This is a genomic window from Rosenbergiella sp. YN46, from assembly GCF_036620675.1.
Lineage (GTDB): Bacteria > Pseudomonadota > Gammaproteobacteria > Enterobacterales > Enterobacteriaceae > Jejubacter.
Window position 1 is genome coordinate 325708 of record NZ_JAZHEE010000002.1, and the last position, 11828, is coordinate 337535.

An 11828-nucleotide genomic window follows, 5' to 3' on the forward strand; every position below is an offset into this window, starting at 1 on the left:
GGTCAGAAAATCCGTTCCTGATGAACCCAAACTGCGGCTTCGACCCGCGACTTTAGCTTCATCTTCTTTAGCAGGTGTTTCACATGCACCTTAACGGTGCTTTCAGTAATGTCCAGGCGCCGGGCGATCATCTTATTTGGCAACCCCTGGGCGATAAGCTTCAGAATATCGCGCTCGCGTGGGGTCAACTGAGATACGTCGCGGCCGGAGGTGGCGCGGTTGGCGCGCAGGCTGGCGGCCAGAATCGGTGTCAGGGTTTCGCTGAGCACCATTTCGCCAGCGGCAGCCTGGTGCAACGCCTTCAGTAGATCTTCTGGCTCCATATCCTTTAGCAGATAGCCGTCGGCGCCGCGCTTCAGAGCGGTGACAACGTCTTCTTCATGGTTAGATACGCTGAATACCACTACCCGACCAGACAGCGATTTTTCACGGAGTCGATCCAGCGTTTCCAGACCGTTCATGCCAGGCATGTTGAGATCCAGCAGGATCAGATCCGGGTCGAGGGATTCAGCCAGTTCAACACCCTGTTCGCCGTTACCGGCTTCACCCACCACGCTCAGGTCGGGGGCCATGCTAATCAGCTGTTTCACGCCGGTACGCAGCATCGGGTGATCGTCAATAAGCAGGATGGTCGATGCTTCCTGGTTACTCATTCATTAGCTCCTGTTGTAGAAGAGAGTTGGGGTTCGGGGATAAAACTTATCACCACTTCGGTGCCGCCGCCGTGGCGTGGGCGGACCTGGCAATCCCCCTTCAGGCTATGGGCGCGGTCGCGCATGATGATCAGGCCATAGTGGTTACTTTTTTCGCCGCTGCCGGAGATGCCGCGGCCATTGTCCCAGACCGTCATGCGTATTTTGTCACCTTTCTGGGATACGCTAACGCCAGCGGCGCTGGCATCGGCGTGTTTAAAAGTATTGTTGAGGGCTTCGCGGGCGATCTGCACCAGATGAATGGCCTGGTGACCCGGCACCCGGCGCGGCGGCAGCTGGTAATCCAGAGCGACCGAAAATCCCAGGCGGGCGCTGAACTCCTGGCAACTGGCCGCAAGCGACGGGCGCAGGCCCGGTTCGGTCAGCTTCAGGCGGAAGGTGGTTAACAGTTCGCGCAGCTGGCGCCAGGAGGTATTCAGTTCGTTGCGGATCTGCCCCAGCAGCTCACGGCTCTGTTCCGGTAGCGCTTCCCCCTGCATTTGCAGGCAGCTTACCTGAATCTTCATACAGGAGAGGGACTGGGCGATAGAGTCGTGCAATTCACGGGCGATGGCGGAACGCTCTTCCATGACCACCAGCTGCTGCTGGCGCTCCGACTGACGCTCCAGCGCCAGAGTGGTGGTGAGTTGCTCCATCAGAGTATCCACCATTTGCTGCTGATCCTGGCTTAGCGCGCTGCCCAGCGGCAGTTGAGCCAGCACCAGACCGTACTGGGTATGGCTGTCGGTCAGACGCCACTTCAACGCGGTGCTGGCGTTGTACAGCTCGGGCTCCTGGCGTGGGCATAGCTGGCAGTCGCTGTGCGGACACTCAGCGTCCGGGCGCAGGGTGAACTCCTGGTAGTGCTCTTCATCGTCATGCTCATACACTCGCAGTTCGATTTCGCGCAGTGGCGTAATGGCGCGTAGTTCATTAAGCACCGGGGTGATGCGCTGACAGAAGCCGGCCTGGGAGTGCAGACGCCGGTTGGCGTTATAGAGGAAAGAGAGCATCTGATTAGTGCGCGCCAGTCCGGCGGTCTTTTCTGCCACCCGCTGCTCCAGCCCGGCATAGCTTTCGGCAAGTTCGTCGGACATACTGTTCAGGGCATCTCCAAGAGTGGCCATTTCGTCGCGCCCGCGCAGCCGTACCCGGTGACTGAAATTACGCTGGCCGATGGCGGCGGCCATGGTCAGTAGCTGGCGCCATGGATTAAACAGGCGCTGACGCAGCCATACCACCGTGAAAATAAGGAGTAGTCCCATCAGCAGCGCCATCGCCATCTGTAGCATGATGACATGGCGAATGCGTAGTTCGGTGGTATGGTCGAAGGCGGTAACCAGAGCGTCGATGTAGCCAACGAAGGCTTCAACTTTGGTACTGACCTCGTCGGGATTTTTGGCGTTTTTCAGGGCCGGGGCCAGAATGTTGCGCCAGTAGTCGGTGAGCGCCGCCAACTGGCGACTCTGGCGATCGCTGCGGGCGGCATCGCGCAGCTCGATGCTGTTGGCGGTACTGGCCATCTCTTCCAGTAGTCGCTCGTCCCCGGGCTGCAGTGGGACGGCTGACAGCAGGCGGTAGCTCTGCATACGCAGCGAGCCTGCCTTATTGATGGCGTGAGCGCTGCCCTGTAGCCCCTGACCAAGCCAGGCTGACAGCGCCAGCCCCGCGCCGCCCAGCGCTGCAAGCAGCAGCACGATAAGCGCCAGCTGGTTGGACAGAGTCAGGGGAGAAAGGCTGCGCTTCAGCATAAAGGATGGCTCCGTCAGGGAGAGTAGGGGAAGTCCGTGAATATATTTTCAGTCATCCCCGGGAGTATACCCATACCTCCAAGTGATTACCTCTTAATTGCCGGGGGAGTAGCGAATGACGACACTTTTTTGCCACTTGTGGACAGCATAGTGAAAAACCGCGCTTTTTTGCCGTACGGGGGGTACTCCTCCAGGAGTATGCGCATTTTTTGCTCATCGCAAAGTCTGATTATCCATTGATTTACATCAACTTATCTTCACCTGTTCGGCCTAATGTGGCGGCAGATATCCCATAAAGTTTAGAGGTATATATGACTCAGTCAGCCCTGCCCGAGCGCTCGTCAGGTGCAACCATCAGCGACTGGCATCCTGAAGATCCGGCTTTCTGGCAACGTACGGGACACCGCATCGCCAGCCGTAATCTGTGGATTTCGGTTCCCTGCCTGTTACTCGCTTTCTGCGTCTGGATGCTGTTTAGCGCCGTCGCAGTGAACCTGAATAAGGTCGGTTTCAGCTTTACCACCGATCAACTGTTTATGCTGACCGCATTGCCGTCGGTTTCCGGGGCGCTGCTGCGTGTGCCTTACTCTTTTATGGTGCCGGTATTTGGCGGCCGTCGCTGGACGGCGTTCAGCACCGGTATTCTTATCGTCCCCTGCGTGTGGCTGGGTTTTGCCGTACAGGATCCGACCACTTCGTTCAGTACCTTTATTATTATCTCGCTGCTGTGTGGATTCGCCGGGGCTAACTTCGCATCGAGCATGGCTAACATCAGCTTTTTCTTTCCCAAGAGCAAGCAGGGTGGTGCCCTGGGCATTAATGGCGGCCTTGGCAACATGGGCGTGAGTGTCATGCAGCTGGTCGCCCCGCTGGTGCTGTCGCTGTCTATGTTTGCCGTATTTGGCGGGGACGGGGTGATGCAGAGCGACGGTAGCCGTCTGTTCCTGGAAAACGCCGCCTGGGTATGGGTGATTCCGCTAGCGATTTTTACTATCGCTGCCTGGTTTGGCATGAATGACCTATCGGCATCGAAAGCCTCTCTGAGTGAGCAGTTACCGGTGCTTAAGCGCGGCCACTTGTGGATTATGAGCCTGCTGTATCTGGCAACTTTTGGCTCGTTCATTGGTTTTTCTGCCGGTTTCGCGATGCTTTCCAAAACCCAGTTTCCGCAGATAGACGTGATGCACTATGCCTTCTTCGGCCCACTGATCGGCGCACTGGCGCGTTCAGCGGGTGGCGCTATCTCTGACCGTCTGGGGGGAACCCGGGTCACGCTGATTAACTTTGTACTGATGGCGATTTTCAGCGCCGCGCTGTTTATGACACTGCCGACGGCGGGTGAGGGCGGCAACTTTATGGCCTTCTTTGGCGTGTTCCTGGTGCTGTTCCTGACTGCCGGTCTGGGGAGCGGCTCCACCTTCCAGATGATATCGGTGATTTTCCGTAAGCTGACGATGGATCGCGTAAAAGCGGCGGGCGGCAGCGAAGAAGAAGCGATGCGCGAAGCGGCGACTGACACTGCCGCAGCGCTGGGTTTTATCTCCGCCATCGGCGCTATCGGCGGTTTCTTCATTCCGAAAGCCTTCGGAACATCGCTGGAAATGACCGGTTCTCCGGCCGGGGCAATGAAAGTCTTCCTGGTGTTCTACATTCTGTGCGTGGTAATTACCTGGGCCGTTTATGGTCGTAAGCGCGCCAGCAAATAAGTAAATAATTTGATTTAACCTTTATGGTTATCCTTTTGCGCGGCGGCGGGCCGCGCTTTTTTTGTTATTTATTTAGTTACAACATACTTGTTTCATCGTAATTATCTCGTCTCCTCAACCGGTTAGTCTCGATTTAGTTCCGTCATCCCTACCCCTTAATACCTTCGTACTGATTTGTTTCCATCCGTTTTCTCATTTTTTTTAAAATAATCGATATAAAACAATATGTTAATTGAATTCCGTTTGTGCCACTTTGGGGGTATGAAGGTTTCCATGGGAATGACCTAACCCCGGTAGCGTTGATCGTTATCAAATCTGCTGGCAATTCCGCGCGTTACCGTTGCGACAAATCCAGCAATGTCGATTTATGAGAGCTAAAAGCTCCACATCAGGAGAATCCCGATGAGCAAATTTTTTGATCGGTTTCGTTACTTCAAACAGAAGGGCGAAACCTTTGCCGACGGTCACGGTCAACTGCTGAATACCAACAGGGACTGGGAAGAAGGTTACCGCCAGCGCTGGCAGCACGATAAAATTGTGCGTTCAACCCACGGCGTAAACTGTACCGGCTCCTGCAGCTGGAAGATCTACGTGAAAAATGGTCTGGTCACCTGGGAAACCCAGCAGACCGACTATCCGCGCACTCGCCCGGATATGCCGAACCACGAACCTCGCGGCTGCCCGCGCGGCGCCAGCTATTCCTGGTATCTCTACAGCGCCAACCGCCTGAAATACCCCCTGATGCGTAAGCATTTGATGAAGCTGTGGCGTGAAGCGAAGACCCGCAACAGTGACCCGGTAGAAGCCTGGGCTGCTATTATGGCGGATAAAGAGCAGACCAAACGCTATAAGCAGGCTCGCGGCCGCGGTGGTTTTGTCCGCTCCTCCTGGCAGGAAGTCAATGAGATTATCGCTGCCGCTAACGTCTGGACCATCAAGAACTACGGCCCCGATCGCGTGGCTGGTTTCTCGCCGATTCCGGCGATGTCCATGGTTTCCTACGCTTCCGGCGCCCGCTATCTGTCACTTATCGGCGGCGCTTGTCTGAGCTTCTACGACTGGTATTGCGACCTGCCACCGGCATCGCCCATGACCTGGGGCGAGCAGACTGATGTGCCGGAATCCGCCGACTGGTATAACTCCAGCTACATTATCGCCTGGGGTTCCAACGTACCGCAGACCCGTACGCCGGACGCCCACTTCTTTACCGAGGTGCGCTACAAAGGAACCAAGACCGTTGCGGTGACTCCGGACTATGCGGAGATCGCCAAGCTGTGCGATCTGTGGCTGGCGCCGAAGCAGGGCACCGACAGCGCGATGGCGCTGGCGATGGGCCACGTGATGCTGCGCGAATTCCACCTGGATAATCCGAGCCAGTACTTCACCGACTACGTACGCCGCTACACCGACATGCCGATGCTGGTGATGCTGGAACAGCGTGACGGTTATTACGCGGCTGGCCGTATGCTGCGCGCCGCCGATCTGGTGGATGCGCTGGGCCAGGAAAACAACCCTGAGTGGAAAACCGTGGCCTGCGACGATGAGAAAGGCGAACTGGTAGCGCCTAACGGTTCTATCGGTTTCCGCTGGGGCGAGAAAGGCAAATGGAACCTGGAGCAGCGCGATGGTACTTCAGGCGAAGAGACCACTCTGCGTCTGAGCCTGCTGGGCAGCCACGATGAAGTGGCTGAAGTGGGCTTCCCGTACTTTGGCGCGACCGGTAATGAAAACTTTAACCGGGTCGAGCTTGAAAATATCCTGCTGCATAAACTGCCAGTGAAGCGCCTGCAACTGGCCGATGGCTCCAGTGCGCTGGTCACCACCGTTTATGATCTGACCATGGCTAACTACGGCCTGGATCGCGGTCTGGAAGACGCCAACTGCGCGACCAGCTACGACGATATTAAGGCTTACACGCCGGCCTGGGCCGAGCAGATTACCGGCGTACCGCGCCAGCAAATCATCCGCACTGCCCGTGAATTCGCCGATAACGCCAACAAGACCCACGGTCGTTCCATGATTATCGTCGGTGCCGGTCTGAATCACTGGTACCACATGGATATGAACTACCGCGGCCTGATCAATATGCTGATCTTCTGCGGCTGTATTGGTCAGAGCGGCGGCGGTTGGGCGCACTACGTGGGCCAGGAAAAATTGCGTCCGCAGACTGGCTGGCAGCCGCTGGCGTTCGCTCTTGACTGGCAGCGCCCGCCGCGCCATATGAACAGTACCTCGTTCTTCTATAACCATTCCAGCCAGTGGCGCTATGAGTCGCTGACGGCGGAAGAGCTGCTGTCGCCGATGGCGGATAAATCCCGCTATAGCGGCCATCTCATCGACTTTAACGTGCGCGCCGAACGTATGGGCTGGCTGCCTTCCGCGCCGCAGCTCAACACCAACCCGCTGACCATTAAAGCGGCTGCGGACGCGGCGGGTATGAGCCCGGCGGACTATACCGTTAAGGCGCTGAAATCCGGCGATATCCGTTTCGCTGCCGAACAGCCTGACAGCGGCGCTAACCACCCGCGCAACCTGTTTATCTGGCGTTCCAACCTGTTGGGCTCTTCCGGTAAGGGGCATGAATATATGCTGAAGTACCTGCTGGGTACTGAGAACGGCATTCAGGGTAAGGACCTGGGCGAGCAGGGCGGCGTGATGCCGGAAGAGGCTGAATGGGTGGATAACGGTCTGGAAGGCAAACTGGATCTGGTGGTCACCCTCGACTTCCGCCTGTCCAGCACCTGCCTCTATTCCGATATCGTGCTGCCGACCGCCACCTGGTATGAGAAAGACGATATGAATACCTCGGATATGCATCCGTTTATTCATCCGCTTTCCGCCGCTGTCGACCCCGCCTGGGAGTCGAAGAGCGACTGGGAAATCTATAAAGGTATTGCGAAGAAATTCTCCGAGGTCTGTGAAGGCCACCTGGGTCAGGAGACCGACGTCGTCACTCTGCCTATCCAGCACGACTCTGCCGCTGAACTGGCGCAGCCGCTGGAGGTGAAAGACTGGAAGAAAGGCGAATGTGACCTGATTCCGGGCAAAACTGCGCCGCACCTGATGGTGGTGGAGCGCGACTATCCGGCCACTTACGAACGCTTTACCTCTATCGGGCCGCTGCTCGAAACCATCGGAAACGGCGGTAAGGGCATCGCCTGGAACACCCAAAGCGAAATGGATCTACTGCGTAAGCTCAACTACCAGAAGGCGGAAGGCCCGGCCAAAGGCCAGCCGATGCTGAACAGCGCTATCGACGCCGCAGAGATGATTCTTACCCTGGCGCCGGAAACCAACGGCCAGGTGGCGGTCAAAGCCTGGGCGGCGCTCAGCGAGTTTACCGGTCGCGACCATACACATCTGGCGCTGAATAAGGAAGACGAGAAGATTCGCTTCCGCGATATTCAGGCTCAGCCACGTAAGATTATCTCAAGCCCCACCTGGTCGGGACTTGAAGATGAACATGTCTCTTATAACGCGGGCTACACCAACGTTCACGAGCTGATTCCGTGGCGTACTATTTCCGGCCGCCAGCAGCTTTATCAGGATCACCAGTGGATGCGTGACTTCGGCGAAAGCCTGCTGGTTTATCGTCCGCCTATCGACACTCGTTCGGTAAAAGCGGTGATGGGCGCTAAATCCAACGGCAACCCGGAAAAAGCGCTCAACTTCCTGACACCGCACCAGAAGTGGGGAATTCACTCCACCTACAGCGACAACCTGCTGATGCTGACGCTGTCGCGCGGCGGCCCGATAGTCTGGATGAGCGAAGTGGATGCCGTCGAGCTGGGCATTGCCGATAACGACTGGATCGAAGTGTTTAACAGCAACGGCGCCCTGACGGCTCGTGCCGTGGTGAGCCAGCGCGTCCCATCCGGCATGACCATGATGTACCACGCCCAGGAGCGCATCGTGAATATTCCGGGTTCGGAAATTACCGGCCAGCGTGGCGGTATCCATAACTCGGTCACCCGTATCAGTCCGAAACCGACCCATATGATTGGCGGCTACGCCCAGTTGGCCTACGGCTTTAACTACTACGGCACCGTGGGCTCTAACCGCGATGAGTTCGTGGTGGTTCGTAAGATGAAAAATATTGACTGGTTAGATGATAGCGGTCGCGATCAGAAACAGGAGCAGGAGAGCGTAAAATGAAGATTCGTTCACAAGTCGGCATGGTGCTGAATCTGGATAAGTGCATCGGCTGCCACACCTGTTCGGTAACCTGTAAAAATGTCTGGACTAGCCGTGAAGGGATGGAGTACGCCTGGTTCAATAATGTCGAAAGCAAGCCAGGCGTCGGCTTCCCTAATGACTGGGAAAACCAGGAAAAATGGAAGGGCGGCTGGATCCGCAAAATCAACGGCAAGCTGCAGCCGCGTATGGGCAGCCGCGGTATGCTGCTGGGCAAGATTTTTGCCAACCCACATTTGCCGGGCATTGATGATTACTACGAGCCGTTTGACTACGACTACCAGCATCTGCACAACGCGCCGGAAGGTAAACATCAGCCTATCGCTCGCCCGCGTTCGCTGATTACCGGTAAGCGGATGAACAAAATCGAAGCGGGCCCCAACTGGGAAGAGATTCTGGGCGGTGAGTTTGAAAAACGCAGCCAGGATCAGAACTTCGAAAACATGCAGAAGGCGATGTACGGCCAGTTTGAAAACACCTTTATGATGTATCTGCCGCGTCTGTGTGAGCACTGCCTTAACCCGGCCTGTGTCGCCACCTGTCCGAGCGGCGCCATCTATAAGCGTGAAGAAGACGGCATCGTGCTGATCGATCAGGACAAGTGCCGCGGCTGGCGGATGTGCATTACCGGCTGCCCGTATAAAAAAATCTACTTCAACTGGAAGAGCGGCAAGTCCGAGAAGTGTATCTTCTGCTATCCGCGTATCGAAGCCGGCATGCCGACCGTCTGTTCCGAAACCTGCGTCGGTCGCATCCGCTATCTGGGCGTGTTGCTCTATGACGCAGACGCCATTGAGCAGGCGGCCAGCACCGAGAGCGAACAGGATCTCTACCAGCGTCAGCTGGATGTCTTCCTCGACCCGAACGATCCGCAAGTTATCGAACAGGCCCTGAAAGACGGCGTTCCTCAGAGCGTGATCGATGCGGCTCAGCAGTCGCCGGTCTACAAAATGGCGATGGACTGGAAGCTGGCGCTACCGCTGCATCCGGAATATCGCACCCTGCCGATGGTCTGGTACGTGCCGCCCCTGTCGCCGATTCAGTCTGCGGCCGACGCCGGCGAGCTGCCGCACAGCGGCATTCTGCCTGACGTGGAAAGCCTGCGTATTCCGGTGCAGTACCTGGCGAATCTGCTGACGGCGGGCGATACCCAGCCGGTACTGCGGGCCCTGAAGCGGATGCTGGCGATGCGCCACTACAAGCGCGCCGAAACGGTTGATGGCGTGAGCGATACCCGGGCGCTGGAAGAAGTTGGGCTCACTGAAGCCCAGGCGCAGGAGATGTATCGTTACCTGGCTATCGCTAACTATGAAGATCGCTTTGTGGTGCCGACCAGCCACCGCGAACTGGCTCATGACGCTTTCCCCGAGAAGAGCGGCTGCGGTTTCAGTTTTGGCGACGGTTGCCACGGTTCGGACACCAAATTCAATCTGTTCAACAGCCGCCGCATTGACGCTATCGATGTGAGCGCCCGGAGCAACAAAAATGATTGAACTGGTGATTATTTCCCGTCTGCTGGAGTACCCGGATGCGGCGCTGGCTGAGCATCAGCAGGAGCTGTTTGCCGCCATTAACGACGCTCAGGCATTGAACAGGAGCGATGCCCACGAACTGGGCGTCTTTCTACGCGATCTGCTGGCTAAAGATCTGCTGGATGTCCAGGCCGCTTACGGCGAGCTGTTCGATCGCGGTCGCGCCACCTCGCTGCTGCTGTTTGAACATGTGCACGGCGAGTCACGCGATCGCGGTCAGGCAATGGTCGATCTGATGGCGCAATACCAGCGGATTGGCCTGCAGCTCGACAGCCACGAGCTGCCGGATCATCTGCCGCTTTATCTGGAATATCTGGCGCAGTTGCCGGAACAGGAAGCTCGCTCCGGTCTGGACGATATCGCGCCGATTCTGGCACTGCTTAGCGCCCGGCTCAAGAAGCGCGACAGCCGTTACGCGCTGCTGTTCGACCTGCTGCTGTCGCTTTGCGAAAGCCGGATGGATGTTGAACAGGTCGGCAAGCAGATTGCCGACGAAGCCCGCGACGATACCACCCAGGCCCTGGATGCGGTCTGGGAGGAGGAGCAGGTGAAATTCTTCGCGGACAGCGGCTGCGGCGACTCTGAGATCGCCGAACATCAGCGTCGCTTTGCTGGTGCCGTCGCGCCGCAATATCTGAATATCTCTACCGGGGGACAGCAATAATGCACTTCCTGAATATGTTCTTCTTCGATATCTACCCCTATATCGCCGGGACGGTGTTTCTGGTCGGTAGCTGGCTGCGCTATGACTATGGCCAGTACACCTGGCGCGCCTCATCCAGTCAGATGCTGGATAAAAAGGGCATGAACATGGCTTCTAACCTGTTTCACTTCGGGATTTTGGGCATCATCTTCGGTCACTTCTTTGGGATGCTGACGCCGCACTGGATGTACGAAGCGTTTCTGCCTATCGACGTGAAACAGAAACTGGCGATGATCGCAGGCGGCTTGTGCGGCGTGATGACGCTGGTGGGCGGGCTACTGTTGCTGAAGCGCCGTCTGTTCAACCCGCGTATTCGTGCGACCTCTACCACGGCGGATATTCTGATTCTGAGTCTGCTGATGATTCAGTGCGCGCTGGGGCTGCTGACGATCCCGTTCTCCGCCCGGCATCTGGACGGTTCCGAGATGATGAAGCTGGTAGGCTGGGCTCAGTCCGTGGTGACCTTTCACGGCGGGGCCTCCGCCCACCTGGACGGTGTGGCAACCGTATTCCGCATTCATCTGGTGCTGGGGATGACGCTGTTCGTACTCTTCCCCTTTACCCGTCTGGTGCACATCTGGAGCGCGCCGGTGGAGTATCTGACCCGCAAATATCAACTGGTGCGCGCCCGCCGCTGATATTTGCTACCCGAGCCGAGAAACCCTGCTTTCGCAGGGTTTTTTTATTGCCAGCTGAAAACCACGCCCTGCGGGTGTGGTCATCAGCAGGTTTTGGCTTTGCCTTATTGTCTTCGGATTTAAATCTCTCAGGACGGGCAGATACCTCTTTTTAAGGTCTTTGGTACGCTCCTATAGGGCGAAATCAATGCCGCCTTCTATGAAGGCGGATTTTCACTTTTAAGGCGTTCAGCCAGAAAGGCGCCGTAACGTTGGGATTTCTCGCTCTTTTCCACTTGACCGTCCAGCGTGCAAAATAAAGAGGCGCGGCTGTTATGCAACAGAGGAAGAAGAACTGTCGGGGAATCAACCACGAAGAGATGGTGGTGGGGGAAGGATAATTCGTCGCTGCGCTCCTCACCCTGCGGGCCGTTGCCTGCGGCAACGTTCTCTCGCTGCGCTCGGGTCGAACCTTAGTCGAAGCTTCTCGTCCTTCCCCGTGCTTGCACACTATGGAAAAACTGACTCTGGGATTAAATACGGAGAAACATAAAGTGATGGTGGTGGGGGAAGGATAATTCGTCGCTGCGCTCCTCACCCTGCGGGCCGTTGCCTGCGGCAACGTTCTCTCGC

At 56.9% G+C, this 11828-nt stretch carries 7 protein-coding genes and 2 other RNA genes; 5 read left to right on the forward strand and 4 right to left on the reverse strand.

Annotated elements, in window-relative coordinates; all coding sequences use genetic code 11:
* Positions 1–2: 2 nt before the first annotated feature.
* Entirely contained in the window at positions 3–653 is a 651-nt protein-coding gene (gene narL / locus V3W49_RS03290; protein ID WP_500143670.1) for a two-component system response regulator NarL, read from the reverse strand.
* Complete coding sequence (gene narX, locus V3W49_RS03295; protein ID WP_500143671.1) at positions 650–2443, reverse strand: nitrate/nitrite two-component system sensor histidine kinase NarX; 1794 nt, start codon at positions 2441–2443, stop codon at positions 650–652. The genes narL and narX overlap by 4 nt, the downstream gene beginning before the upstream one ends.
* A 311-nt stretch (positions 2444–2754) precedes the next feature.
* Between narX and V3W49_RS03300 the strand changes: the two genes are divergently transcribed.
* The 5 genes from V3W49_RS03300 (at position 2755) to narI (ending at position 11216) form a co-directional block, all read left to right on the forward strand.
* Complete coding sequence (locus V3W49_RS03300; RefSeq protein WP_500143672.1) at positions 2755–4149, forward strand: NarK family nitrate/nitrite MFS transporter; 1395 nt, start codon at positions 2755–2757, stop codon at positions 4147–4149.
* 402 nt (positions 4150–4551) lie between these two features.
* Positions 4552–8304: a nitrate reductase subunit alpha gene (locus V3W49_RS03305; protein WP_500143673.1), complete on the forward strand. Its 3753-nt coding sequence runs from the start codon at positions 4552–4554 to the stop codon at positions 8302–8304.
* Positions 8301–9836: a nitrate reductase subunit beta gene (narH, locus tag V3W49_RS03310; protein WP_500143674.1), complete on the forward strand. Its 1536-nt coding sequence runs from the start codon at positions 8301–8303 to the stop codon at positions 9834–9836. The genes V3W49_RS03305 and narH overlap by 4 nt, the downstream gene beginning before the upstream one ends.
* On the forward strand, positions 9829–10539 hold the full coding sequence (narJ, locus tag V3W49_RS03315; protein WP_500143675.1) for a nitrate reductase molybdenum cofactor assembly chaperone: 711 nt from the start codon (positions 9829–9831) through the stop codon (positions 10537–10539). The genes narH and narJ overlap by 8 nt, the downstream gene beginning before the upstream one ends.
* Positions 10539–11216 carry a respiratory nitrate reductase subunit gamma gene (narI, locus tag V3W49_RS03320; protein ID WP_500143677.1) on the forward strand — a complete coding sequence of 226 codons (678 nt, stop codon included), beginning with the start codon at positions 10539–10541 and terminating at the stop codon, positions 11214–11216. The genes narJ and narI overlap by 1 nt, the downstream gene beginning before the upstream one ends.
* Positions 11217–11576: 360 nt before the next feature.
* Here narI and V3W49_RS03325 read toward each other — a convergent pair.
* Together V3W49_RS03325 and V3W49_RS03330 are read right to left on the reverse strand one after the other, a co-directional pair.
* Positions 11577–11707: non-coding RNA, RtT sRNA (locus tag V3W49_RS03325), on the reverse strand.
* A 46-nt stretch (positions 11708–11753) separates the two neighbouring features.
* Positions 11754–11828, reverse strand: a non-coding RNA gene (locus tag V3W49_RS03330) — RtT sRNA; the annotation flags it as partial.

Coding starts and splice junctions, on each gene's coding strand:
- narL (WP_500143670.1), bottom strand. CDS start 653: ATGAGTAACCAGGAAGCATCGACCATCCTGCTTATTGACGATCACCCG.
- narX (WP_500143671.1), bottom strand. CDS start 2,443: ATGCTGAAGCGCAGCCTTTCTCCCCTGACTCTGTCCAACCAGCTGGCG.
- V3W49_RS03300 (WP_500143672.1), top strand. CDS start 2,755: ATGACTCAGTCAGCCCTGCCCGAGCGCTCGTCAGGTGCAACCATCAGC.
- V3W49_RS03305 (WP_500143673.1), top strand. CDS start 4,552: ATGAGCAAATTTTTTGATCGGTTTCGTTACTTCAAACAGAAGGGCGAA.
- narH (WP_500143674.1), top strand. CDS start 8,301: ATGAAGATTCGTTCACAAGTCGGCATGGTGCTGAATCTGGATAAGTGC.
- narJ (WP_500143675.1), top strand. CDS start 9,829: ATGATTGAACTGGTGATTATTTCCCGTCTGCTGGAGTACCCGGATGCG.
- narI (WP_500143677.1), top strand. CDS start 10,539: ATGCACTTCCTGAATATGTTCTTCTTCGATATCTACCCCTATATCGCC.